Below are 25695 nucleotides of genomic sequence, written 5' to 3'. Positions count from 1 at the left end.
GCGGTGTCCGAGTACGTCTACGTGGACGGGCATCGCGCCGCGGACTGCCAGGCCCGCATCGCCCTCGCCCTCGGTCCCGAGCGCTTCGCCGCGTGGGCCAGCCTCATCGGCTACGCCCGGGCGATGCACCAGTGGACGTCCTGTTATCCGGAGCTGCGGGTGGAGGACGACCCGCCCGTCTGGCAGCGACTCACCGGGCTCCTGGCCGAGGAGCCGCGGCTCGGCGAGCTGCTGCAGGACTACCGCCGCATCGCTCTCGGCGAACTGCGCAGCATGACGGCCAAGCACGCCATCGCCCAGCAAGCCCTCGAGGAGACCGAGGCGCGCGCGCGGGCCGTCCTCGACACCGCCGCCGAGGCGATCGTCACCGTCGACGACGAGGGGCGGGCCGAGACCTACAACGCCGCGGCGCGGCGCATCTTCGGCTACCGGGCCGAGGAGGTGCTGAGCCGGCCCGTCGCCCTGCTCTTCCCCTGGCCCCTGCCGGCGGAGCTACCGCGTCCGAACGGAACCTCGCCCGCGAGCCGCGGCGAGGTCCTGACCCGAGGCCATCGCCTGACCGGCCGCCGCAAGGACGGGACGCAGGTGCCGCTCGAGCTCTCGGTGAGTCTCCTGCGGGTCGGCACCCGGGCCATCTATACGTGCATCGCCCGCGACATCACCGCGCGCGTCCAGGCCGAGGCGGCGCTGGAAGTACGCAGCGAGGAGCTGGCCCGCTCGAACGCCGAGCTCGAGCAGTTCGCGTACATCGCGTCGCACGACCTGCAGCAGCCGCTTCGCTCGGTGGTGACCTTCCTGCAGCTCCTCTCCCGCCGCTACCAGGGAAAGCTGGATACGCAGGCCGACGAGTACATCACCTTCGCGGTGGACGGGGCGAAGCGGATGCAGACCCTGATCAGCGACCTCCTCGCCTACTCGAGGGTGCAGCGCGCCGAGACGCCGCCGGCCCGGGTCGAGCTCAACGCCCTTCTGACCGAGGTGCAGGAGAATCTCCGCGGCAGCATCGAGGCCGCGGGCGCGCAGCTCGTGGTCTGGCCGCTCCCGACCGTCCTCGGGCAGTCCTCCCAGCTGGTGCAGCTCTTTCAGAACCTGGTGGACAACGCGATCAAGTTTCGCGGGAGCGCGACGCCCCGCGTCGAAATCGGGTTCGAGGCCCGCGGCGACGAGTGGGTCTTCCACGTCAAGGACAACGGGATCGGCCTCGACCCCGCGTACGCGGACAAGATCTTCGTGCTCTTCCAGCGCCTGCACGGGCGGGGGGAATACCCCGGGACGGGGGTGGGGCTGGCGGTGGCGAAGAAGATCGTGGAGCAGCACGGGGGCCGGATCTGGGTCGAGTCCCGGCCCGGCCAGGGGAGCACCTTTTTCTTCACGTTGCCGGCGCAAACCGCTTAACTATCCCTCACAGGCGTCGAAGTAAGGTGACATGCCCCTCGAGACGCGGTCGGACCCGGCGGACATCTTGTTGGTGGAGGACGCCGCGGAGGACATCCGGGCCACGGAAGAGGCGCTGCGCGAGCTCCGGCTGCCGCACCGGCTCCAGGTCTGCCGGGACGGGCAAGAAGCCCTCGACCGGGTCCGGCGACGGGGCCAGCACGAGACCTCGCCGCGCCCTGACCTCGTGCTCCTCGACCTGAACCTCCCCATGGTCGGAGGGCACGAGGTGCTCGCGGCGCTCAAGAACGACCCCGAGCTGCGGCAGATACCTGTCCTGGTGCTCAGCTCCTCGGCCTCGAGCTCGGACCGAGACCGCGCGCTGGCCCTGGGAGCGAACACCTACCTCACCAAGCCGGTGGACTTCGACGAGTTCCTCGGGCTCATGCGGGACATCGACCGCTTCTGGCTGCACCGCGGACGACGCACCGCGCAGTAGCCCCCTCGGTCGCGCGCTGCGCCGGGAAAGTCCGTCACGCCGGGCGCAGATACTCCACGATCCCCTCGTCCCAGCCTCGGAGCGTCTCGAGCCCGCGTAAGCGGAGCAGATGGTTGTCGAGCGCGCTGTAGACAGGGCGTCGCACCCGGCTCGGGAGCTCCGCGTCGGGGATGGGGCGCACCCCGGCGGGATCCCGGCCCGCGGCCCGCAGAGCGGCGCACGCCAGCTCGTACCAGGAGGCCGGCCGCCGCCCCGCCGCGTGATAGGTCCCGTAGTAAGGGGTGTCCGCCAGGACCGCGAGCTGACGCGCCAGGTCAACGGTGTAGGTCGGCGTGACGAACCGGTCGGCCACGATGGTAAGCGGCCTTTCGGGGCGGGCCTGCGCCACGACCCAGTCCACGAAGCCGGAGCGCCCCGGGCCGAAGAGGCCGGCCACGCGCACGATGAAGTGCCGGCGCCAGGTCTCGCGCACGAGCCGCTCCCCGAGGAGCTTCGACTGGCCGTACTGGTTCGGCGGCAGGCCCGTGGGGTCCACCTCGCGCAGCGGCCTGCCGAGAGCGCCGTCGAAGACGTAGTCGGTGCTTACGTGCACGAGGGGCAGGTCCGCCTCGGCGGCGACCAGCGCGCAGTGCTGCGCCCCGAGGGCGTTCACGCGGAAGGCCTGGTCCGGGTCCTCCTCGGCGGCGTCCACCTTGGCCTGCGCGGCGAGGTTCACGATCTGACTCGGCCGGGCGCGGGCCACGGCCGCGCGCAGCGTCTCGAGGCTCCCGAGCTCCGCCTCGCTCCGCGAGGGGGCGTGCACCTCGACCCCGGAGCCCTCCAGGTGGGCCCGCAGGGCGTGCCCGAGGAGGCCGCTTCCACCGAAGATGAGGACCCGGCGCTGCGTCCCTGTGGCGCTCATGAGGCTCCTCCTTCGCCGAGCTCCAGGTCCCCGCTCAGGATGCGCTGCTCGGCTCCGTCCGCGGTGCGCAGCCGGAGGGCTCCCGCCCCGTCGAGGCCCAGGGCCACGCCTCGCACCGGCCCCTTCGCCGTCCGTACCACGAGCTCCTCGCCGAGCCAGCTTGCGCGCGCCGTCCAGGCCGCGAGCACGCTCTCGGTCTCTCGCCCGAGCAGCGCCTCCAGCCACGGCTCGAGCTCCTCGAGCACCGACGCGAGCACGGCGGCCCGCTCGACGGGTCCTCCCCGCTCGAGGGCCAGCGACGTGGCGATGGGCGCGAGCTCCGCCTCGAAGCGCTCCTGGTTCACGTTGACGCCGACGCCGAGGGTGACGCGCTGGAGCCGCTCCCCCTCGCTCGCGAGCTCGACGAGGATCCCCGAGAGCTTGCGTCCTCGGGAAAGGAGGTCGTTCGGCCATTTCACCGTGGGTGGCTCGGGGAGGTAGCGCTCGAGCGCCGCAGCCACGCCCACCGCCACGCCCAGGCTCAGCGGCGGCACCTCCGGCGCGCGCCAGCCCGGCCGGAGCAGGATCGAGAAGGTCAGGTTCTGGCCGGGCTCGGAGTGCCAGCGTCGCCCCTGCCGGCCCCGCCCCACGCGCTGGACCTCGGCCAGCACCACGGCCCCCTGCGGCGCCCCCGCGTGCGCGAGCGCCGCCACCTCGTCGTTCGTCGAGGAGACCTCCGCGTGGTAGTGGAAGGCGCGGCCGAGCCAGCGCGTCCTCAGCCGCCGCACGAACGCCTCGGGCAGAAGCGTCGGGTCGAGGGTCGTCACGCGCGCCCCTCGCGCGGCGCCTCCGCCGCGGCGAGCAGGTCCATCGCCAGGTCCGCCGCGGGCGCGGAGTGCGTCAGGGCGCCCACCGAGATGAGCTCCGCCCCGCTCTCGGCGAAGGCGCGCACCGTGCCGAGATTCACGCCCCCCGAGAGCTCCACGAGCGCGCGCCCCTTCACCCGCGCCACGACCTCGCGCACGCTCTCGGGGGTGAAGTTGTCGAGGAGCAGCACCTCCGCCCCGGCGCCGAGGGCCTCCTCGGCCGCAGCGAGGCTCTCCACCTCGACCTCGACGCGCAGGGTGTGGGGCGCGCCGGCTCGAGCTCGCCGCACCGCCTCCGCCACCGAGCCGGCGGCGGTGATGTGGTTGTCCTTGATCAGGATCCCCGAGCTCAGATCGGCCCGGTGGTTGTGGCCGCCTCCCCGACGCACGGCGTACTTGTCGAGGGCCCGCCACCCGGGCAGCGTCTTGCGCGTATCCACGATGCGCGCGCCGGTGCCCCGAGCGGCCTCCACGTAGCGATGGGTCAGCGTGGCCACCCCGCAGAGCCGCTGCAGGAAGTTGAGCACGGTGCGCTCGACCCGGAGGAGCGCGTCCGACGGGCCTCGCAGCCGGACGAGCACGGTGCCCGGAGAGACGAGCGCCCCCTCCTCGACGAGCGCCTCGCAGCCGAGCTGCGGCTCGGCGCGCTCGGTCACCCACGCCGCCAGCGGCAGGCCGCAGACCACGAGGGACTGGCGCGCGACGACCTGGCCGACCGCGGGCCTGGGCGGACCCATGAGCCGGGTCGTGACGTCGCCGAGCCCGAGGTCCTCCTCGAGCGCGAGGTCGATGAGCTGGCGGATGGCGGGGCTCGGGATCAACGGATCAGAAGAAGGCATGGTGCAGTAGCTCGCTGATCAGGTTGCAGGCCGCGTGGTAGAGCACGCCGGCCAGGATGGACCCCGACGCGCCGCGCATCCAGCCGAAAAGGAGCGAGGGAAAGAAGACGGCCAGCCGCAGCGGGTTGAAGTCCACCAGCACGTGCCCGAGGGCGAAGAGGACCGAGGCGAAGACGAGGGCGAGCCCCAGGCCGCCGCCCAGCACGCGCCGCCTCGGCGGAAAGACACGTTCGAGCCGCGTCTGCAAATACCCCCGGAAGAAGTACTCCTCGGGGAGCGCGACCACGAGCACCTGGGCGAGCGCGAGCTGGCCGAAGTTCGCGGGGAGCGTGCGGCGTGCCGCGGCGAAGCGCGACACGAAGTGCGTACAGAGGCGGCGATAGACCTCGGGGACGGCGAGGCCCGCGGCCGCGCGGGCGCACACCAGGCGATGGTAGGCGTAGAAGCCGGCCACGAAGGGGGGGAAGGTGGCGAAGACCGCCCCGAGGAAGAAGAGCAGGCCCCGGCCGACCGGTCGGGTGGTGAGGCCGTACACGCCGAAGTCCTCCTTGCGGCGCAGGACCAGGGCTGTCGGCAGGTAGAGGAAGATGGCCGCGATCAGCGCGTGGAGGTTCTGCGCGACGAACGGCACGGCGCGGCGAAGCTGCCAGAGCACGGCGCAGGCCGCCGTCACGCCGGCGAAGATCACCAGGATCTCCCCGAGCTCGCGGCGCCCGGGGCGGGTCTGGGAGCCGCCGGGGGCCGGGCTCTTGGCCTCCCCCGCGGCGGCCTGCTCGACGTCGCGCATGCGCTGCGCAGTATACCAAGCCCCTTCGACGGAAGGGGGCCTGCTCGCGCCGGTGCCGGCGCCAGCTCTGACGCGCCCGCCCCCATCCCGACCACGAGAAAACGCGCCCCCCCCTTGACCTTTGGTGCACGCTAGACCATATTAGAGTCATGCAGACTCTTTTAAGCGCACCTGAGACTCTTTATCCGGCATCCCCGACGGAAAGGCTCTGCCGCCGCTTCGCCGTGGCCTCGGGGTCGGTGACGGGCCGCGAGCACCGCCGCCTGCACCGGAACAACCAGGACGGCCTGGCCTTCTCGGCGAACCCGCGACACCTCGTCGCCGCGGTGAGCGACGGCTGTTCGGCCGGGCGGTCGAGCGAGGTCGCGGCGCGGCTGAGCGTGAGCTGGCTCTGCGCGTGGCTCCCGCGCTACGTCGAGCGCGCGGCTGACCTCGGGGACCCGGAGCGTCTGGCCGCCGTGAGTCGCGGGCTGGAGTCCTTCCTCGGGGGCCTGGCGGAGGGGCTGCGGCCCGAGGCGGCGGCGCTGCCGGCGACGGTGCAGGACCTGTGTCTGGCCACGGTCCTCGCGGTGATGGTGGACGAGACCCACACCGCGATCTTCGGCGCCGGCGACGGGCTCTACTCGGTGAACGGGCGGCTGCACGTGCTCGACGCGGGACCGGACAATCGACCCGCGTACCTGGGCTACCGACTGCTCGCGCGCCGAGACGTCGCCTGGGCGGGTCCGCCGCCGGCGCTGGTCCTGCACGAGCTGCGCCCCACCTGCGAGGTGGAGAGCCTGCTCCTCGGCACGGACGGGCTGCTCGACCTCCTCGACCCGGAGGCGCGACCGCTCCGCGACGGCTCGGCCGCCGGGAGCCCGCTCCAGTTCGAGGAGGACCCGCGCTACGGCCGAAACCCGAGCCTGGTGCAGAAGCGGCTCGCGCAGCTCGGCGAGCTCAACCAGCGGCTCTCGGACGACACGACGGTGATCGTGCTTCGCCGGCAGGAAGGGTGACGTCATGACGAGCGCGCTCCAGGTCTTCCTGCACGGCAAGAGGGTGCAGCTCAAGGATCAGGACCTCCTCGGGGCGGGGGGCGAGGCGCGCGTCTACCGTCACCGGGACCTGGCGCTGAAGATCTTTCACCCGGTGGACCCGGCGGCGCCCGCGGACGAGCAGGCGCGGCAACGGGCCCTGCTCGAGCTCAAGCGCGAGAAGCTCTGCCGCTTTCCGCGCGGCCTGCCGGCGTCGGTGGTCGCGCCGAGCGCGCTGCTCCAGGACAAGAGCGGCACGGTCGTGGGCTACGCCATGCGCGCGGTCGAAGGCGCCGACGAGCTCCGGCGACTCGCCCAGCGCAGCTTCCGCGACGGGCTCGTCCCCACGCAGCGCGTGGTGGGTCTCTTCAGGCAGCTCTTCCTCGCGCTCGCCGAGCTCCACGCGCGCCGCGTCGTGGTCGGCGACCTGAACGACGGCAACGCGCTCTTCCGGGGGGACGAGGTGGCGATCATCGACGCGGACTCGATGCAGTTCGAGGGGCTGCCGTGCGTCGTGGGGCACGAGCGCTTCCTCGACCCGCGGCTCTACGGCGTGGACCTCGCCGCCGGGCCCGCGTTCACCGAGGAGAGCGACTGGTACGCCTTCGACGTCTTGCTCTTCGCGAGCCTGCTCTACCTGCACCCCTACGGTGGCACGCTCGACGGCTATCCGACGCCGCTCAGGCGCGCCGAGGCCCGCATGAGCGTGCTGCGACCGAAGGTCACGCTCCCGAAGGCCGCCGCCTCCCCGACCGTGCTCCCCGATGACGTGCTCGGCCACTTCGAGGCGGTCTTCGACCGCGACGCGCGCGGCGCCTTCCCGCCGCGACTGCTCGAGATGCGCTGGACGCGCTGCAGCTGCGGACTCGAGCACGCGCGCCCCGCCTGCCCGGCCTGCGCGAAGCTCGGCAAGGTGGTGGCGCAGCCGGTCCTCCGCCGCCACGGCCGCTGCGAGGCGCGGACCGTGCTTCGCACCCGGGGACGGATCCTGGCCGCCGCGCTGCAAGGGACGCTGCGCACCCTGGTCCTCGAGGGCGAAGAGGTCCGGCGCGAGGACGGCTCGCGCGTCTTTCAGGGGCTCGTCACCCCGGAGCTGGCCTTCGGCCTCGCGGGACGCTCGACCTGGATCGGCCGCGGGACCGAGCTCGTGCGCGTCGAGGACGAGCGCGTAGTGGAGCGGGTCCGCACCGACACGCGCCTCGGCCGGCCGGTCTTCGCCACCTCGCAGCGCGGCGTGCTGCGCCTCGAGGACGGCTGGCTCGTGGACGGCGCCACGACGCGCCGGATGGGGCAGCTCCTCGAGGGGCAGAGCGCGCTCTGGGCCGGCGAGGCGCTGGGGTGCGCGGCCTACCGCGCCGGCCTGCTCACCCTCTGGTTCGTCTTCGAGCTCGACCGGCCGGGGCTGCGCCCGATCGCGCTGCCGCAGGTCCGGGGGCGCCTCCTCGACGCCAGCGTGGTCCTCGGAGAGCGCGAGCTCGTCGTCGCACGCGCCGTCGAGGAGCAGGGCCGCGTCCGCCACGAGGTCTACCTCGTCGACGCGCGCGGAGGGGTCCTCGGCGTGCGGCAGGGGGCCCCCGAGGAGGCGCGGCTGCTCGCGAGTCTCACCGGCAAGGCGCTGCAGGGGGGGCGCCTGGTCTGCGCCACCGAGGAGGGGCTCCTCTCGGTCACGCTCGACCGGCAGAGCGGGCTGCTCCTCGACGGCGCGCTCTTTCCGGATACCCGTCCGTTCGTGGAGGAGGGGGCCGCCCTCCTCCCGGCACCTGGAGGCGCGGTCTACGTGGTGACCGCGCGCGAGATCACGCAACTGACCCTCGTTTGAGGGCGCACAGGAGAATGGTCATGACGCTACCTCTACCGTCCTTCTACGACCCGAAGCGCGTGGGCGAGCTCTACCTCGAGCGCGCCGCGCAGATCGCCGAGACCGCCCTCGACTACCGGCTGCGGCACGGCCTGCGCCCGGCGGGGCAGGACCGCTACCGCATCGCCGCCTTCGGCATCGACTGCCAGGTCGGCTTCTGCACCCCGGGGGCGAGCCTCTTCGTCCCCGGCGCCGTCGAGGACACGCAGCGCACGCTCGAGTGGCTCTACCGCAACCTGGACCGGCTGACGGGGCTCCACTTCTCGATGGACACGCACCGCGTCTTCCAGGTCTTCCACCCGGCCTGGTGGATCGACGTGGAGGGCAAGCACCCCGGCCCCTTCACCCCCGTGACCTACGAGGACGTGCGCTCCGGCAAGTGGCGCCCGATCTCGCACCCGCGCGAGTGCCTCGAGTACTGCAAGAAGCTCGAGGCCACCGGCAAGTACGTGCTCACCATCTGGCCCTACCACACACTCCTCGGCGGGGTGAGCCACGCGCTCGTCCCGGCGCTGATGGAGGCCGCGATCTTCCACAGCCTGACGCGGCTGCACCAGACGCACTTCGAGACCAAGGGGACGCACGCCATGACCGAGAACTACTCCGTCCTCTCCCCCGAGGTGCACGAGCTCGGCAGCCAGGTGGTGGGCGGCTTCAACAGCGCCTTCTTCAAGCTGCTGATGGACTACGACCGGGTCTACGTCTTCGGCCAGGCCAAGAGCCACTGCGTGCTGGCCACGCTCCAGGACCTCGAGCAGCACATCAAGGCCACCGACCCGGGCCTCCTCGACAAGGTCTACATCCTCGAGGACGCGATGAGCCCGGTCCCCCCGCCGCCGCTCGACCCGCTCCCCCCGGGGCTCGACTTCCCGCGAATCGCCGCCCAGGGGATCGAGCGTTTTCGCCAGGCCGGCATGCACATCGTGAAGACCACCGACCCCGTGGTTCTCTAGGAAGGAGACGATCATGAGCAACTCGACGCAGCTGACGAACCTCTTCGCGAACGCGGTGGCCGCCGGGACGATCACCTCCACCACCTCCACGCTCCTGAGCGGGCACCTGGGGGCGGTGGTGGTGGCCGGCGCCGCCGGGCTCGACGCCGAGAACATCCAGGCCTCGGACGTCACCCTGGTCACCGTGCTCATCGACGCCTCGTCCAGCATCGCGGACCGCGGGCTCGAGCAGGCGGTGCGCGAGGGGCAGCACGCCCTCCTCGACGCCTTCGCCGGGAGCAAGGAGCGGGACGGCCTGCTCGTGGCCCTCTGGACCTTCAACCAGCAGGCGCGCGTGGTCCACGCCTACCTGCCGGTGCCGGACGCGGTGCGCCTCGACGCCTCGAACTACCGCGGCGGCGGGAGCACGGCGCTCTACGACACCTGGTGCGACGCGCTGGCGGCGAACCTGGCCTACGCGCAGCAGCTCCGCGACAGCGGGACCCCCTGCCGGAGCGTGGTGGTGGTGATCACGGACGGCGAGGACGTGGGCTCCAGCCGGCGGGCGCCCGACTGCGCGCAGCTCAGCCGCGACCTGCTCGCCTCGGAGCAGTTCGTGCTGGCCTTCGTGGGGGTGGGCGGCTCCACCGACTTTCGCGCGGTGGCGCGCAGCATGGGGATCCCCGACGGGTGCATCACGGTGCAGAGCAGCGCGACGGCCCAGGGGCTGCGCAAGGTCTTCCAGATGGTGAGCCAGTCGGCCATCCGGGTCAGCCAGGGGATGATCCAGCCGGGGGCGCAGGCGGGCTTCTTCACGCCGTGACCCCGGAGTGGCTATGATGGTCAGCCCATGCCCAAAAAGGTGCCCAGCCCTCCGAAGCGGCCGAAGGCCGGCGCGTCGAGCGCCTCGCGCGAGGAGCAGGCCTTTCTCGCCGCGTACCGCGCGCAGGTCTATCCGCGCCCCGCCGTCACGGTGGACCTCGCGATCTTCACGCTCCTCGATGCGGACCTGAAGCTGCTCCTCATCCGGCGCAAGGAGCACCCGTTCCGAGGCCGGTGGGCCCTCCCCGGGGGCTTCGTGCGGGTCGGGGACACCTTCGACGACCAGGGGGAGGATCTCGACGCGGCGGCGCGGCGGGAGCTGGCCGAGGAGACGGGCCTGCCGGCGGAGCGCCTCTTTCTCGAGCAGCTCCACACCTTCGGCCGGGCGGGGCGCGATCCACGCACCCGGGTCATCAGCGTGGCCTACACGGCGCTCATCCGGCCCGACCTCGCCCCCTTCGTGCACGCGGGGAGCGACGCCGCCGAGGCGGGGTGGTGCTCGACGGGGGAGATTGCGGCGCGCGCCCTGGCCTTCGACCACGACGAGATCGTCGCGCTGGCCCTCGCCCGCCTGCGCGAGCGCGTCGAGCACGGCGACGCGGCCTTCGAGCTCGTCCCTCCCGCCTTCAGCGTGGCCGAGCTGCGCGCGGTGCACGAGGCGATCAAGGGGACGGCCTACGACCCCGGGAACTTCCGGCGGCGGTTTCTCCGCCTCCTCGAAGACGGCACGATCGAGGAGGCCCCCGGCAAGCGGGTCACCGGCGCGAGGCCGGCGAAGGTCTACCGTTTCCGGCGGACCGCGGGCGCATCCGGGCCCTACGCATTGCCCGGCGACCGCGGCTATAATGGCGGCCTCGATTAGCGAACGGACCTGAAGACATGCTGCGACTCGTGCGGGCGGTGGTCGTCTCTTCCTCTCTGTCCCTCACCCTCTTCGCCTCCGGCTGCGCCAACCAGGGCCGCCCGGCGGACGGCGGCGCGACGCGGGACGGCGTCGTCGACGGAAGCCTCGACGGGGCCGGCACCTGCGGCAACGGCCGGCTCGAGTCCGGCGAGAGCTGCGACACGAAGATCCCCGCCGGCAAGCCCGGGGCGTGCCTCACCGCGTGCGATGACCAGCAGGCCTGCACGGCCGACGTGCACTCGGGAGCCGGCACCTGCGGGGCGAGCTGCACCTTCACCCCCATCACCGTTTGCCGCGCAGGCGACGGCTGCTGCCCCGCCTCGTGCACCGCCACGACCGACGCGGACTGCTCCGCGCTCTGCGGCAACGGCAAGGTCGACCCGCTCGAACGCTGCGACACCGGCATCCCCGAGGGCACGCCCGGCGCGTGTCCGGCGAGCTGCGACGACGGCAACACCTGCACCGAGGACAGCCTCCTCAACGGCGGCACCTGCGGCGCGAGCTGCTCGCAGCGACCGGTCACGGCCTGCGGGGGCAAGGACGGCTGCTGCCCGAGCGGCTGCGACGCGGCGAACGACGCCGACTGCTCCGCGAGCTGCGGCAACGGCAAGGTGGAGCCGCCGGAGAAGTGCGACACGGGGATCCCCTACCCCAGCGCCGGCGCCTGCCCCCAGGAGGCCGAGTGCGACGACCAGAACACCTGCACGGCCGACAGCCTGCTGAACGGCGGCACCTGCGGGGCGCTCTGCCGGCACTCGCCGATCACCCAGTGCAAGAAGGGAGACGGCTGCTGTCCGAGCGGCTGCGACGCCACGACCGACGACGACTGCTCCCCGACCTGCGGCAACGGCGTGGTCGAGGCCCCCGAGCAGTGCGACACCAAGCTCGCCGCCGGCAAGCCCGGGGCCTGCCCGGCGAAGTGCGACGACCAGCAGGCCTGCACCACGGACACGCTCCTGAACGGCGGGACCTGCGGCGCCCAGTGCTCCTTCACCTCGATCTCCGACTGCCAGGCGGCCGACGGCTGCTGTCCCGCGGGCTGCAACGCCCTCACCGACTCGGACTGCTCCCCGACCTGCGGCAACGGCGTGGTGGAGAACCCCGAGAAGTGCGACACCAAGCTCGCCGCCCCGGACCCGGGCGCCTGTCCCCTGAGCTGCGACGACCAGCAGGCCTGCACGAGGGACGCGCTCTTGAACGGAGGCACCTGCGGCGCGCAGTGCTCCTCCACGCCCATCACGGACTGCCAGAACGGAGACGGCTGCTGCCCCTCGGGCTGCGACGCGCTCAGCGACGGAGACTGCTCCCCGAGCTGCGGCAACGGCGTCGTCGAGCCGCCGGAGACCTGCGACACCAAGCTGGTCGCCCCGGCCACGGGAGCCTGCCCGCAGACCTGCGCCGACCAGGAGGCCTGCACAGCGGACGCCCTGCTGAACGGGGGCACCTGCGCCGCGCAGTGCGCCTTCACTCCGATCACCGACTGCCAGAACGGCGACGGCTGCTGCCCCACGGGCTGCCATGCGCTGAAGGACAGCGACTGCTCGCCAAGCTGCGGGAACGGCGTGGTCGAGCCCCCGGAGGTCTGCGACACGAAGATCGCGGCGCCCGACGCGGGAGCCTGCCCGGCGAGCTGCAAGGACAACGACGCCTGCACCGCGGACGTGCTCTTGAACGGCGGCACCTGCGCCGCGCAGTGCACCAACTCGCCGATCACCGAGTGCCAGCCCAACGACGGCTGCTGCCCTCCCGGCTGCAACTCGAGCACCGACTCCGACTGCAGCTGATTCCCGCGCCCCGGGACACCGCCGCGCAGCACGGCGGGGAAACGGTCTATACTCGACCCCATCCATGACACCCCCGCGCCGCCCCCCGCAGAATCGCACCCTACGACAGGCCGCCCGCACGCTCCGGAAGGGGGCCGACCGCGCCGTCTCGCGCTTCGTGAACGGCGTGGACTGGTGGATGCGCGACCCCTCGCAGATCGTGGACCGCACGCCGTACACCGAGGTCCTCCACGATCTGAAGCTGGTCGTGCGGCGCTACCTGCCCCTCGAGACGACCGAGGAGTGGGAGCTCGGCACCGAGACGCTGCGCGTCGAGCGGCGGAGGTATCGCACGCCGGTGCTGCTCATCCCGCCGCTCATGGTGCGGCCGCTCATCTTCGACCTCGTCCCCGACCGGTCCTACGTGCGGACCCTGCTGAAGGAGGGCTACGACGTCTTCCTGGTGGACTTCGGCGAGCCGGACAAGGCGGACGAATGCGTCACCTTGAACCACTACGTGCTCGACTGGCTCCCGATGGCGGTCGACGCCGTCTGCCGCGCGTCGCGGTCGGACGACCTCTCCCTCATCGGCTACTGCATGGGCGGGCTCTTCGCGCTCATGCACACCTCCGTCAATGAGGACCCGCGCGTCCGCAACATCGTGACCATCGCCTCCCCGGTCGACGCGCACAAGATGGGGATCTTCGCCTGGGTGGTACGCATGGGGGGCGATCAGCTCGAGTTCCTCTCGAAGCGCATGGGGAACCTCCCCGGGGAGCTCTCGAGCCGCGCCTTCAAGATGGTCAAGCCGCTCAAGAACGTCACGCGCTACGCCGAGCTCTTCCTCAACCTGTGGAACGAGGAGTACGTGAACGGCTTCGACGCGCTCAACCAGTGGACGGAGCACTTCCTCGACTATCCCGGCAGCGCGTTCCGCCAGTTCCTGAACGACTTCGTCAAGGAGAACAAGCTCAAGGACGGTCGGATGGTCTTCGGCGACAAGGTGGCCGACCTGACCCGCATCACCTGCCCGCTCCTCGCCTTCGTCGGCGCCGACGACGTGATCGTTCCTCCGTCGGCCGCGACCGAAATCGTGAACCTGGTCTCGAGCACCGACAAGGACCTGCGACTCGTGCCCGGGGGGCACATGGGGGTCTTCGCCGGGCGCCACGCTCCCGAGAAGGTCTGGCGCGAGAGCGCGCGGTGGCTGGCTCGCCGCTCCGCCGAGTGAGAGCTACGGTCTCGGCTTCTCTCCGCCGAGGCCGAGCAAGGTCGGCAGCAGCACGAACGCCCCGAGGAGGCTGAGGAGGAGCCCCACCACCGCGCTGAGCCCGAGCGCGCGCAGGCCGGGGAGGCGGCAGAGGCCGAGCGCTCCGAAGCCCGCGGCGCTGGTCAGGGTCGTGACGAGCACGGCGCGCGAGCTCGTGGCCAAAGACTCGGTGAGCCCCGCCTCGAGCGTCCGCCGCGCCAGGTAGAGGTTGTTGTCCACGCCGTACCCGATGAGCACGGGGACCACGAAGAGCGTGTAGAGGTCCACGGGGAGCTCGAGGAGCACGAGCGCCGCCGCGTAGAGGGCCACCGCCGCGCCGAGGGAGAGGAGCACCGCCACGGCCGGCCAGGCCCGGCGCAGGAGGAACCCGACGGCGAGGAGCACGGCCAGGAGCGCGAGGCCCCCGACGAGGAGCAGGTCGCGGCGCTCGAGCGCGGCCACCTGCTCGGTCGCGGGGGCGGTCCCCGTCACGGTGACCTGCACCGCGGGGTCGGCGGCGAACGCGCTGAGCTCCCGCGCCAGCGCCAGCTCGTCGCTGCCGGGGCGCGGATGGACCAGCGTGGCCGAGACGATCTCGTCGCCGTCTCGGGCCAGGTGACGCGCCAGCAGGGGAGCCAGCGCCGGCGGAAGATCTGCCCGCGCGAAGGTCCGCGGGTCGGCGAGGCGCGCGAGAAAGGGCGCGAAGGCCTCGGGAGCGAGCCCCTCGGCGGTCAGCGCGGCGTGCAGCCGACGGGAGAGCGCAGGAGGATCGAGATCGCGCAGCGCCGCCAGCCGGCGCGCCTGAGTCGAGGGGGCGGGGAGCCAGCTCGAGAGGCTGCGCACCTGCGCGACGCGGCCAGCGCGCACGAGCTCGGCCGTGCGGACCGCCAGGCGGTCGGTGGCCTCGAGGAGGCGCGTCTCGTCGCGGCCACGGAGGAGCACCACGAGCCGGTGCGGGCTCTGCTCGAAGGCCGCGGCGATGCGCCGGTCCGTCTCGGCCGGGGGCAGCTCGGCGGGCGCGAGATGCGCGAGGTCGCCGCGCACGGAGGCCCCGCGACCGATCCACGCCGCGCCCAGCACGACGGCCAGCGCGGTCACGAGCACGACGCGCCGCCTCCGCGAGAGCGCGGCGGGGAGCCAGGTCATCACGCGGTCGAGGGCCGTGGGCCTCGCCGGGCCGCTCCCCGGGGGGAGCAGCACGGCCAGCGCGGGAAAAACGACCAGCGTGAGGAGCAGGCTCAGGAGCAGACCGCAGGCCGAGAGGAGCCCGATGTGCCGGAGTCCTCGGAAGCTGCTCCCCGCGAAGCTCGCGAAGGTCAGGATGGTCGTCAGGTTGCTCGCGAGGAGCGCCGGCGCGACCGCCCCGACGGTTTGCGCGAAGCGAGCCGGCGGCGGGAGCCCCGCGAACTGGCGGCTCCGCGCCACGACGTGTAGGAGCGGATCGACGCCCAGGCCGAGGCAGATCGCCGCGAAGGCCAGGGTGAGCGGATTCAGCCGGCCGAGCGTCAGCGTCGCCACGGCCAGCGTGCCGAGCACGGCGAGGCCCGAGACGACCGCGGCCGCCGGGAGCAGCCGCGCGGAGCGAAAGAAGAGCAGGATCAGCAGCACAGCCCCGAGCGTGGCCGCGACGCTGGAGACCTGCAGGTCGCGACGCACGAGCGCCGAGAGAAACCAGGCGTACCTGTAGCCCCCCGTGAAGGAGAGGCTCACCTCGGGGTGCGGACGACGCGCGGCGATCGCCGTCAGCTCGGCGTCGAGCTGGCGCAGAAAGGTCGCATCGCTCGTCGCCCCGCGCGGGTGCACGAAGAGCAGGAGCGCCCGACCATCCGGGCTCGCGTAGGCGCCCGCCGGAGCGCCGCGGCGACGTCCCTCCTCGCCGAGGAGGAGCTCGGCCAGGCCCAGGGGATCCGCCCGCAGCGCCGTGGTGTTTGCCGAGAGCGGGGAGAGGAGCAGTCGCCGCAGACGCTTGACCTGCGCGCGAAGCCCCGTCGTGAGCCGCTCCCTCACGGCGGGAAAGGCGTGCTCGGGGACGAGCGCGAAGGCCGCGCGCTCCCAGAGTCCGAGGAGCGCCGCCGGAGAGAGGCCGGCGTCCACCCGCCGGACCCAGGGCGCGCGCTCGAAGGTCTCGCCCAGCCACCGCGCCGTGGCTTCGACCTCCGGAGGCCTCGGTCCCTGGAGGAGCACGACCAGCTCCTGCTCCCCGCCGAAGAGCCGACGGAAGGCACCGAGCTCCGCCACCGGCCCGGGCCGCGTCGGGAGAAGGTCGTCGATCTCGCCGCGGATCTGCAGGCGCGGCAGGAGCGCCGCCGCCCCGAGCGCGAGGAGCAAGGTGCCCCCCACGACCCCCTTCGGATGGCGCGTGGAGAAGGCCGCGACGCGCTCGATCAGGGAGCGGTCAGGCACAGCGCATCCACGAGGCCCGACGGATCCTCGGCCACGACGAGGAGCGGGAGGCACGCGACCGACTCGAGGCAGCACGAGAGCGCGAGGAGCGGGCGAGCCGCCAGGCTCTCGCCGAAAACGCGCAGCGACTGCCGGTCGCACGCGCTGCCCGGATCGATGCGCGTGCCGAGCTCGGCGGCGCGAAGGCCCGCTCGCGCGAGGACCGCACTGACGGCGCGCTCCCCGGCGTCGGGACCGAACGCGCGCGCGTGCCCGGCGACGCGTGCCCACGCACCGTCGGCCACGCGGGAAAGGACGGCGAACGCGGCCCCCTCGGCGAGCGGCGTCTCCACCCCGAGCCACGCGCGGAGGAGCGTCTCCCCGAGCGCCTCCGCCCCCCCCGCGAGCATCCAGTCCGCCGCTCCGCCCTCGAGCAGCACCGCGGCCTCGCCGAGAGCCTGCAACCCCGCCCCCGTCCCGAGGGCCAGCGTCACGAGCGGACCCTCGAGCCCGAGCTGGATCGAGAGCTCGGCGGCGGGGGTGCTCGGGAGCGTGTACGCGAAGAGCGCGGGACTCGCCCCGGCCGCCCCTTCCGCGAGCAGGCCACGGTAGTAGCGCTCGTTCACGGAGTGACTCCCCATCGCCGTGCCGAACACCAGCCCGCGCCGCGCCGGCGGCACGATCGTCGGCGGAGCGGCCGCCGCAGCCTCGAGGGCCGGCCCGAGGGCGAGCTGGCACAGCCGGTCCATTCGCGCGAACCGCCCGACGAGCGCGGTATTGGGGCGTCGAAGTTCTGCCACCCACCCCGCGTCGGGGAGCGAGGGCCTCGCAGGTTCCTCTGGGCCCCGAGCGTACGGGCAAGGCCGGTCGGCGGCGAAGGCCTCGCGGGTCGGGATAAGGCCGCTCCCCTGCGGCGAGAGGCAACCGACGGCGTGCAGATAGACCGTCACGCGCGCGGCCTCTCGAGGACGAGGGCCGCGTTGATCCCGCCGAAGCCCGCCGAGAGGCTCAGCGCGGCGCGAAAGTCCCCTCGGCGGGGGGCACCGCGGACCACGTCCAGCGCGATCGCCGGGTCGAGTCGCTCGAGGCCCACGGTGGCGGGGAAGAGCCCTTCGCGCAGGGCGAGGTCGCAGACCAGCGCCTCGAGCGCCCCGGCCGCGGCGAGCGTGTGCCCGAACGCTCCCTTGACCGAATGGACCGGCCGCGTCCCGACGGTGGGGCCGAAGAGGCCGGCGAGCGCCTGGCTCTCCATCAGATCGTTGTAGGGGGTGCCCGTCCCGTGCGCGCTCACGAGGTCCACCGCATCGGCGGGGAGCCGGGCGTCCGCGAGGGCCGCCTGCATCGCGCGGCGCGCCCCGCCCCCCGCGGGATCGGGCCCCGTCAGGTGGTGCGCGTCGGCGGCGCACCCGTAGCCCGTGACCCGCGTCTCCGACCCCTCGCGCGCGGGGCGGAGCACGAGCAGCACGGCGGCCTCGCCCAGGCCGAGCCCGGCCCGCGCGGCGTCGAAGGGACGCGGCGCCCCGGAGTCGAGCGCCCGCAGCGCGGAGAAGCCCGCATGGACGAAGCCCGAGAGCGCGTCGACGCCTCCCACCACCACCGCGTCGCATTCGCCGCGCCGGAGCCAGGAGAGCCCGAGCCCCACCGCAGCCGCTCCCGAGGCGCAGGCCATCGACGGGTTGGCCAGCGGCCCCGCTGCCCCGAGCCGCCGCGCCACCTCGAGGGCCGGCTCGCTCGGGTGCGGAAGCGCCGGGCGGTACCTCGGATCGGCACCCCGGCGCTGCCCCTCCTCCCAGGCGCGAATCGTCCCCTGCGTGCTCCCCACGGCCACGCCGAGGCGGGAAGGGCGAACCGCTTCGAGCGCGGGAGCTCCCGCCAGCTCCTCCACCGCGAGCCGCACGAGGGCCAGCGCGCGATCCTCCCCGTGCGCCTCCCAGGGGAGCACCTCCTCGGGGACCGGCGCGACGAGCGCGGCCCTGCTCCCGTCGCGAAAAGCGCGCGAGACGAAGCCGCAGCGGCCCGCGAGCAGCGCGTCCCAGGAGCGCACGACCCCGCGCCCGAAGCAGGTGACGAGTCCGGCCGCAGCCAGCTCAGCCGCGTGCATGCGCGTCCTCGGAGCCCTCCGGCTCCCGCCAGAAGCGGTAGAAGTTGTACCACTGCTCGGGGTGCGCTCGTACCTGCCGGCCGTAGCTCTCCGCCAGCCGCGCCGTCAGCTCCCGCTCGGCGACCTCCGGCGCGACGCCGGGCCGACTCCAGAGCGCCGGCTCGATCAGCACCCGCACCTCGTCCCCCACGCGAGGGAAGTACGCCGGCACCACCGGGGCGCCGCAGAGCCGCGCGAGCTGCGCCGGTCCCGCCGCGAAGGTCGCCACCCCGCCGAGGCACGCGACCTCCACGCCCCCCGCGCTCGACGGCCGATCCATCTGCAGCGCCACGAACTCGCCCTTCGCGAGCGCCGCGCGCAGGGCCAGCCCCAGAAACGGCGTGCGCGCGGGGTAGACCACGCGCAGGCGGCTGTCCCGCAGCTCGCCCTCCAGCGCCTGAACGCCCTCGTGCGGCTCCTCGGCCATCACCACGGTCGTCGGCGGGAGCCGCTCGTCCCTGAGCAGGTAGGGCCCCACCTGCCAGTGCCCGAGGTGCCCGGTGGCCAGGATCGCCCCGCGCCCAGCCGCGAGCGCCGCCTCGAGATGGTGGCGCCCCTCGACCGAGACACGCACGCCGCTCTCGAGCCCCGCGTGGAGCCGGTAGGCCGACGCCACCGACCGGCAGTAGTTCACGAACGCGCCGAAGGCCGCCGCCTGAAGCCACGGGAAGCCGAGCCCCGTGAGGTGGGCGAGGTTCGCCTCCAGCGCGCGACGGACATGCGGCACCTGCAGATAGAAGAGCGTGGCCCAGCCGGGCAGGCTCGCCTCCTGCGTCGAAAGGGGCACGTTCCGCAGGCCCCAGAGGAGCGCCCGGCGAAAGACCGGCGCCTCCACGTGCGAACGGCGCGCCTCCTCGGCGGTCTCGGGGACGCGGAGGTTCACGACGTCGGCGCGAGCAACAGGTAGTCCGCCTCGAGCAGGCCGCCGTCGAGAGACGGCGCCTTGGCCCCCGGGCCCTCGAGGCGGAAGCGCACGAGGTTCTCGCCCCGACGCAGGAGTCGCCCCGAGACCGGCAGCCGCACCACCTGCCAGCCTCGCCGCAGGGTCTCCGCCGGCAGCGCCGTGCCGTTGACCGACAGGGTGAGTCGGCCGCCGGCCAGCTCGGGCCGCACCGGTCGCACGCGCACCATCAGGCGCACCGAGGTGGGGACGCGGGAGAGGGGGAACGCGACCTCCGCGGTGAGCGCGCTCATGGCGCAAAAGGTCTCGCCGAGGAACTCATCGTAGAGCCGCGGGTCCAGGCGCTGGCACTCGCCGAAGCCGCCCTTCAGGCCCTTGCGCCCCGGACCGAAGTCGAGCCCGGGCAACGAGACCGTGCCGAGCGCGCCGAGCCGGGTGAGCGTCTCCGGCGGCTCCGGGAGCTGGGGCTCCGCCGCCAGGATCCGCAGGATGGGGCGGACCGCGCGTCGGTCCTCGAGGTACCCGAGCGCGGCGATCGCCCGCAGTCGCGACTCGAGGTGCTCCTCGTGCTGGGCCAGCTTGAGCAAGAACGGAAAGATGCGCCCGTCGCGAAAGCGTCGGCCGATCCGGCCGAGCGCGATGGCGGACCGCGGTCGCATCTGGAGCTGCGCCGCCGCGGCGATGAGCGGGCCCACGGCACGGGTGTCTCCGACGAACCCCAGGTAGTGCGCCGCCCGATTCTGGATCTCCCAGCTGTTGGTGTAGAGCGCCTCGATGAGCGCCGGCGTGGCCTCTCGCCGGTCCACGCGCGCCAGGGCGATGGCGGCGCGCAGCCGCACGTCCACGTCGCTGGTCAGGATGGTCCGCGGCAGCAGCGTGCGCGAGCGGATGTCCTTGATCTCGCCGAGCGCGATGGCGGCCTCGTCCGCCACCTGGCGGTCGTCATCCGCGGCGGCCTGCCAGAGCGCGGGCACGGCACGGGCGTCCTGGAGCTCTCCGAGGAGACGCGCCGCCTCCCGCCTCCAGCGCGGGTCGGCGTCCACCTCCGAGATCAGCGCCGCCAGGAGCGGCACGGCGCGCCGGTCGCCGAGCCGCGCCAGATCGATGGCCTCGGGGCGTGCCTCCTGCCCCGCACCCGTCTTGCGCAGCTTGTCGAACCAGACGTGCAGCCGCGCCTTCAGCCGCGCGGCCTCTTTCGGTCGCCGCCCGATGAGGTTCGTTCGCTCGCGCGGGTCGGCAGCCAGGTCGTAGAGCTCGTAGGTGCTCCGCCGGTAGTCGTGGATGAGCTTCCAGCTCCCGACGCGCACCGTCTTCTTGGTGTGCACCTCGGAGAACGCGGCCTGGTCGGGGTCGCTCTTGCCCACGAGCTGCGGGACGAGGGAGGTCCCGCGCATGCTCTCGGGGACCTTGAGCCCGAGGAGCGAGAGGATCGTGGGCGCGACGTCCACGTTCTGCGCCGGGTCCGTGACCACCGCCGGCTTCAGCCCCGGCACAGCGAAGATGAGCGGAATGCGGATCTGCTCCTCGTAGAGCGAAGAGCCGTGGTAGGTGCCGCCGTGCTCGTAGAACTCCTCGCCGTGGTCCGAGGTGAGGACGAGGATCGTCGGCCGGTCGAGCTGCGAGAGCGCGGCGACGAGTCGCCCGATCGCGGCATCCACGCGACCGATCTCGGAATCGTAGCGGTCCATCGCCGTGGCGCCGAAGGGCCACTCGGCGTGGGACTCGTAGGGCTCGTGCACGTCGAAGTAGTGGAGCCAGAGGAAGAGCTTCTGCGAGAGCCCCGCCTCGCGCACGTTCTGCAGGTATTCGATCACGCGGTCGGTGAGCATCGGCGCGGTGCGCAGGGGCGTCTCGGCGTACCCGAAGCCGAAGTGGGTGTCCCCGTAGCTCGTGGCGCGCTTGTCGTCGCAGAAGAAGATGCTCTCGTTGTAGAAGGCCGCGGTCGTGTAGCCCTGGGCCTTCAGCACCTGCGCCAGCGTGGGCGGCGGCTTCGGCAGGAGGGGCAGCGTCGAGCGCAGGTAGTCGCCGGTGAGGAGCGACGGGATCGAGTAGCAGGTCAGTGGGGCCTGGCAGTACGCCGCGTCGAAGCGGATCGAGCGCGCGGCGAGCGCGTCGATGTTCGGGCTGGTGCGGCGAGCGTAGCCGTACGCGCCGAGGTGGTCGGGGCGGAGCGCGTCGATGGAGACGAGCACCACGTGGGCCCCCGGCACGCGGAAGGTCTCCCGCGCGACCTTGCGTCCAGCCAGAGGGGCGTCGAGGAAAACCGGCGGCTCCGCGTCGCTCTGCGGGGGCCAGAGGGACAGGAGCTGCACCGAGACCGTCGTGAGCTCCACCGCGGCGAAGCGCAGGCCGGGGTCGGTGTTGATCTTGCGCCGCGCCCCCACGAGGCCTCCGCCGACGAGCGCCACCACGACGCCGAGCGCGACGAGCCGGACGCGCCGCGACCCCCGCGCGGAGAGCGAGAGGGCGTGCCCGAGGAGGAGCGCCCCGAGCGTCCCCGCCGCGGCGTAGCCGAGGAGCAGCGCCGCGTGCAGGTAGCCGTAAAGGCGTCGATACGCCGTGGCGTCGATCCAGAAGAGCGCCGCCCCGAGGCCGAAGAGGAGCAGGGCCAGGCCGGCGGAGGGCCACCGTCTTCGGTCGCGCACGAGCCACCGGGCGACCTTCTGCGCCGCCCAGACCGCCGCGAACACCGCACACGCCGCCACGGCCACGAGGAGGGCCTTGACCCACCAGGGCCCGAGCAGCCGCGCAGCCTGCCGCCCGGCGGCGAGGCGCGAGAGCAGCCACGCGAGCGGGGCGATCGCCAGCCCCGCCGCGAACGCCGCCGTGTACCCGTGGGTCCGGAGGCTCCCGAGGCGCCGCGCCAGCCGAGCGGCGGCCTGGTGCAGCAGACCGAAGAGGGCACCCATGAGGGCGCCCAGGAGCGCGAACGCGGGGAGGATGAGCCCGGCCGAGGCCAGGGCCATCTTGCCGGTGCGGTCGGCAGCCGACAGCGCCGTCAGCTCCAGCGCGGCGGCCACGAGCCCGCTGCCGAGCCCGGCCTGGGCCGCGAGCCAGATGTATCGGCCGAGAATCACAGCGGAGCGACTTAACACGGGCCCTCGACGAGGGTAAAGCCCCGTAGACGGCGCGCCCGCCGCTCGCTATGCTCAAACTCGTCCCGCCGCCACGGGGCGCTCTTTCGACCCAGTACTAAGGAGTATCCATGCCGCCGTCGGTCCGGTCGCGCCTCCTCTGGCGTCTGGCAGGGGGAATCGCCGTGCTCGCCACGGCAGCCGCCTGCGGGTCCTCGGGCTGCCAGGGGTGCAGCACGCAGCCCATCCCGGGCGGCTTTCCGCACGCCGCGCGCTTCGACAACGCCATGCAGGTCAGAGTCACTCCCACGGCGCTCCGCTTCGTCGAGAGCAACTTCAACACGCTCCTGACCAAGCTGGTCCCCGGCGGCCTCTCCTTCGACATCCCGCCCACCGGCTGCACCTCGGACGATCAGAAGCTCTGCTGCGGCGGCGCGAAGTGCACGGCCACGGCCACCCTGGACAAGGTTTCTCTCACGCCCTCGGCCCCGCACAACCTGGACCTGGCGATCCAGGCCAGGATCAAGACCAACAAGATCCAATACGAGAAGAAGGTCCTGACCTGGTTCACCTGCGACGTGACCCTGGACTCGGCCAAGAGCGACCCGCCCGCCGTGACGCTCGCGGCGAACGTGCAGTTCTCCACGCAGTTCATGGACGGCTACAAGCTGAACATCACGCGCACCAGCTCCGAGATCCGGGACTTCCAGTGCGGCGACATCGAGATCACGGGCGCCTGGTACTGCACGGTGGCGGACTGGCTCTGTCCGCTCTTCCGCGGCTCCATCGAGACGCAGCTGAAGGGCACCATCGAGAAAGCGGTGGACGGCCTCCTCTCGGGGCTCCCGAAGGGGCAGGAGGGGCGCGTGGACCTGGCGAGCTTCCTCGCCCGCTTCTCGCCCGCGACGAGCGGCCAGCTCGACTTCCTCCTCTGGGGCGGCGGCTACAGCGAGGCCGAGCAAGGGGGGCTCTCCCTCGGCGTGCTGGGCGGCTTCCGCGCTCCCACGCACAACCCCTGCGTCCCCCGGTGCGAAGGACCCGGCGCGAAGTGCGCGGCCCCCCCGAAGCCGACCATCCCGCGCTCGACGACCTTCCGCGGCAACGTACGCCCCGACGGCAAGGACTTCGACGTGGGGATCGGCGTCCACCAGCAGTCCCTGATCCAGGCGGCCTACGCGGTCTTCGACAGCGGCACCCTCTGTCTGGACGTGGGGACGAAGAGCGTCGAGCAGCTCACGAGCGACCTCTTCGGCCTGCTGGTCCCGTCGCTGGCCGCCCTCACCGCCGGCAAGAGCGTCCCGATGGTGCTCGCGGTGCGTCCGCGCCAGCCGCCCACCGTCTCGCTCGGCAAGGGGACGAGCCACAAGGACCCGACCGGCAAGACCGTGATCGACGACCCGCTGCTCACCATCACGGCGAAGGAGTTCGGCCTCGACATCTACGCGCTGCTCGAAGATCGCCCGGTGCGGATCTTCACCGTGCTCGGCGACCTGACGGTCCCCGTCCTCCTCACGGTGGACGCGAACGGCGCGCTGCAGCCGGTGCTCGGGGATCTGACCAAGGCGTTCACGAACATCCAGATCGAGAACAGCGAGCTCGTCTCGGAGAGCCCCGGGCAGCTCGCCAAGCTCTTCCCGACGGTGGTGAGCCTCGCAGCGAACTTCCTCGCCTCGGGGTTCGACCCGATCAAGCTCCCCGAGGTGCAGGGGATCTCGCTCCTCCTCGACGAGGGGTCGATCACCTCCACCGACGCGCAGCAGGTCCTCTCCATCTTCGGCAAGCTCAGTCTCCTCAAGGTCGTGACCGGGGGGACCACGGCCAGCGCGCCCGCGCCGCGCCTCGAGACGGAGGTCGCGCTGGAAGAGGTCCTCCTCCCCGAGACCCGCGCCTTCTCCGTCGCCGAACGACGAGGCACCGACCGCCCCCCGACGGCGATTCTGCGCCTCGGCGCACGGAGGCCGGCCGGCGCCGAGGGGCCCGTCGAGTGGACCTATCGCGTGGACGGCGGCTTCTTTCGCCCCTTCGTGCAGAGTAGCCGCCTCGAGGTCGAGGACCCGGCCTTCTGGTTGCAGGGGCGCCACCGTGTGGAGGTCGTGGCCCGGCTCGTCGGCCGGCCGTTCACGGCGGACCTGACCCCCGTGGCGGTGGAGCTCCAGATCGACACCGTGGCGCCAAAGGTCGCGCTCGAGCGCACCGCGACGGGCGTCCGCGCGTCGGGGCGGGACGAGGTCAGCCCGGCTGCCGCCCTCGAGTACAGCTTCCGCGTGGGCGGAGGAACCTTCTCCCCGTTCGGGGCCCGCGCGTCGCTCGAGGTCGCGCCCGGTACGCCGGTGGAGGTACGCGTGCGGGACCGCGCCGGCAACGTCTCCCAGGCTGCGGCCCCCCTCGGCCTCGTGGACCACCCCGCCGTCGCGCCAGGAACAAGCCCCGAGGCCCCCTCGAGCGGAGGGTGCGCGGTCGGCGCTCCCGACGGGAGCCAGGGAACCTGGTGGCTCGTCCTGCTCGGCATCCTGCTACTGCGTCCGCCGCTGCGGCTCCGGAGGCGTCCATGAAACGTCCGATCTCGAATCAACCGCGCTACGTCGAAGCCGGGGCGGGCCTCCCGCTGCTCATGGTGCCGGGGATGGAGGGCTCGCGCTGGTTCTGGCGCTACCAGCTCGAGGAGCTCGGCGGGCAGTATCGGGCCATCGCCTGCGACCTCGCCCGGCGCTCCCCGAGCCTCGCGAGCACCGTCGCCGACTACGCCGCGGAGGTCCTCTCGCTGATGGACGAGCTCGCGCTCGAGCGCGCGGTCCTCGTGGGCGAGTCGTTCGGCGGCGTGGTCGTGCAGCACCTGGCGCTGGCCCACCCCGACCGGGTGGCCGCGCTCGTGCTCTGCAACACGCTCGATCGCCCGCGGCCCGGGGGCTTCGGCGTCAATCTCTTCACCCTGGCGACGCTCGCCCACTTCGGCGCGGTCCTGGCACCGGGCCTCACGCGGGCGCAACGCAAGCGCGCCCTCGACTGGGTGGGACGCCATCGCGGCTTCGTGATGGACCCCTCTCCGGGCAACGCGGCGCTGGCCGACCACATCCTGGACTACGGCACGGCCTGTGGCGCGGCGGCGTACGCCGACCGCCTGATCGCCGGCCTCAAGGTGCGCCACACCGAGCGCCTCGGACAGATCCGCGCGCCGACCCTGGTTCTCTCGGGGAGCGAGGACCGGGTCGTCCTCTCCGATACCGCGGACGAGCTGCGGCGACGCATCCCGGGGGCGGAACGGGTCGTGATCGAGGGGGGCGGTCATTGCTGCCCGCACACCCTGCCCCGCGAGACGAACGCCGCGATCGGGGCGTGGCTTCAGCGGCAGGACCTGTCGATGAAGCGTCCGCGGGTCGAGCCACACGCAGCAGCCCGCCCCCGCGCGTAG

At 73.0% G+C, this 25695-nt stretch carries 20 protein-coding genes; 11 read left to right on the top strand and 9 right to left on the bottom strand.

Annotated features, from left to right (window positions below; all coding sequences use genetic code 11):
- Positions 1-273: 273 nt before the first annotated feature.
- Positions 274-1395 carry a PAS domain S-box protein gene (locus IT371_12465; GenBank protein MCC6748468.1) on the top strand — a complete coding sequence of 374 codons (1122 nt, stop codon included), beginning with the start codon at positions 274-276 and terminating at the stop codon, positions 1393-1395.
- Positions 1396-1426: 31 nt separating this feature from the next.
- Complete coding sequence (locus tag IT371_12460; GenBank protein ID MCC6748467.1) at positions 1427-1873, top strand: response regulator; 447 nt, start codon at positions 1427-1429, stop codon at positions 1871-1873.
- Positions 1874-1907: 34 nt separating this feature from the next.
- On the opposite strand, the gene rfbD is transcribed toward IT371_12460, so the two are convergent.
- The 4 genes from rfbD to IT371_12440 are packed head-to-tail and all read right to left on the bottom strand — an operon-like array spanning position 1908 to position 5245.
- Positions 1908-2774, bottom strand: a complete 867-nt coding sequence (rfbD, locus tag IT371_12455) for a dTDP-4-dehydrorhamnose reductase (GenBank protein MCC6748466.1) — start codon at positions 2772-2774, stop codon at positions 1908-1910.
- The gene (locus tag IT371_12450; protein MCC6748465.1) at positions 2771-3580 is read right to left on the bottom strand and encodes a biotin--[acetyl-CoA-carboxylase] ligase; all 810 of its coding nucleotides are present in this window, start codon (positions 3578-3580) and stop codon (positions 2771-2773) included. The genes rfbD and IT371_12450 overlap by 4 nt, the downstream gene beginning before the upstream one ends.
- Positions 3577-4458 (bottom strand): carboxylating nicotinate-nucleotide diphosphorylase, encoded by an 882-nt coding sequence (gene nadC / locus IT371_12445; protein MCC6748464.1) that lies wholly within the window; start codon positions 4456-4458, stop codon positions 3577-3579. Before nadC ends, IT371_12450 begins: the two co-directional genes overlap by 4 nt.
- Positions 4445-5245: a CPBP family intramembrane metalloprotease gene (locus tag IT371_12440; protein MCC6748463.1), complete on the bottom strand. Its 801-nt coding sequence runs from the start codon at positions 5243-5245 to the stop codon at positions 4445-4447. Before IT371_12440 ends, nadC begins: the two co-directional genes overlap by 14 nt.
- Positions 5246-5394: 149 nt before the next feature.
- Here IT371_12440 and IT371_12435 point away from each other — a divergent pair, with 149 nt between their 5' ends.
- From IT371_12435 to IT371_12405, 7 genes are all read left to right on the top strand, one after another.
- Positions 5395-6243, top strand: coding sequence for a protein phosphatase 2C domain-containing protein (locus IT371_12435; protein ID MCC6748462.1), 849 nt, complete (start codon positions 5395-5397; stop codon positions 6241-6243).
- 4 nt (positions 6244-6247) lie between these two features.
- Positions 6248-8080, top strand: coding sequence for a hypothetical protein (locus IT371_12430; protein ID MCC6748461.1), 1833 nt, complete (start codon positions 6248-6250; stop codon positions 8078-8080).
- A 20-nt stretch (positions 8081-8100) separates the two neighbouring features.
- Entirely contained in the window at positions 8101-9072 is a 972-nt protein-coding gene (locus IT371_12425; GenBank protein ID MCC6748460.1) for a nicotinamidase, read from the top strand.
- 13 nt (positions 9073-9085) lie between these two features.
- The gene (locus IT371_12420) at positions 9086-9874 is read left to right on the top strand and encodes a VWA domain-containing protein (GenBank protein MCC6748459.1); all 789 of its coding nucleotides are present in this window, start codon (positions 9086-9088) and stop codon (positions 9872-9874) included.
- Positions 9875-9901: 27 nt separating this feature from the next.
- Positions 9902-10735, top strand: a complete 834-nt coding sequence (locus IT371_12415) for an NUDIX hydrolase (protein ID MCC6748458.1) — start codon at positions 9902-9904, stop codon at positions 10733-10735.
- Between the two features lie 17 nt (positions 10736-10752).
- Complete coding sequence (locus IT371_12410) at positions 10753-12561, top strand: hypothetical protein (GenBank protein ID MCC6748457.1); 1809 nt, start codon at positions 10753-10755, stop codon at positions 12559-12561.
- A 64-nt stretch (positions 12562-12625) separates the two neighbouring features.
- A complete protein-coding gene (locus IT371_12405) occupies positions 12626-13771 on the top strand; it encodes an alpha/beta fold hydrolase (protein ID MCC6748456.1) in 1146 nt (381 codons plus the stop codon).
- A gap of 3 nt (positions 13772-13774) precedes the next feature.
- Here the strand turns inward: IT371_12405 and IT371_12400 are convergent, their stop codons facing one another.
- The 5 genes from IT371_12400 to IT371_12380 form a co-directional block, all read right to left on the bottom strand.
- Positions 13775-16192: an MMPL family transporter gene (locus IT371_12400; protein MCC6748455.1), complete on the bottom strand. Its 2418-nt coding sequence runs from the start codon at positions 16190-16192 to the stop codon at positions 13775-13777.
- Positions 16174-16920, bottom strand: a complete 747-nt coding sequence (locus tag IT371_12395; protein MCC6748454.1) for a hypothetical protein — start codon at positions 16918-16920, stop codon at positions 16174-16176. The genes IT371_12400 and IT371_12395 overlap by 19 nt, the downstream gene beginning before the upstream one ends.
- Positions 16921-17117: 197 nt before the next feature.
- Positions 17118-18272 (bottom strand): beta-ketoacyl-[acyl-carrier-protein] synthase family protein, encoded by a 1155-nt coding sequence (locus IT371_12390; protein ID MCC6748453.1) that lies wholly within the window; start codon positions 18270-18272, stop codon positions 17118-17120.
- A complete protein-coding gene (locus IT371_12385; GenBank protein MCC6748452.1) occupies positions 18259-19194 on the bottom strand; it encodes a lysophospholipid acyltransferase family protein in 936 nt (311 codons plus the stop codon). Before IT371_12385 ends, IT371_12390 begins: the two co-directional genes overlap by 14 nt.
- Entirely contained in the window at positions 19191-22289 is a 3099-nt protein-coding gene (locus IT371_12380; GenBank protein ID MCC6748451.1) for a sulfatase-like hydrolase/transferase, read from the bottom strand. Before IT371_12380 ends, IT371_12385 begins: the two co-directional genes overlap by 4 nt.
- Positions 22290-22417: 128 nt before the next feature.
- Between IT371_12380 and IT371_12375 the strand changes: the two genes are divergently transcribed.
- Together IT371_12375 and IT371_12370 are read left to right on the top strand one after the other, a co-directional pair.
- On the top strand, positions 22418-24838 hold the full coding sequence (locus tag IT371_12375; GenBank protein ID MCC6748450.1) for a hypothetical protein: 2421 nt from the start codon (positions 22418-22420) through the stop codon (positions 24836-24838).
- On the top strand, positions 24835-25695 hold the full coding sequence (locus tag IT371_12370) for an alpha/beta hydrolase (protein ID MCC6748449.1): 861 nt from the start codon (positions 24835-24837) through the stop codon (positions 25693-25695). The genes IT371_12375 and IT371_12370 overlap by 4 nt, the downstream gene beginning before the upstream one ends.

The organism is Deltaproteobacteria bacterium (assembly GCA_020848905.1).
Lineage (GTDB): Bacteria > Myxococcota_A > Polyangia.
Note: the sequence above shows the minus strand (reverse complement) of the source record. Positions and strands in the feature narration are given on the sequence as shown.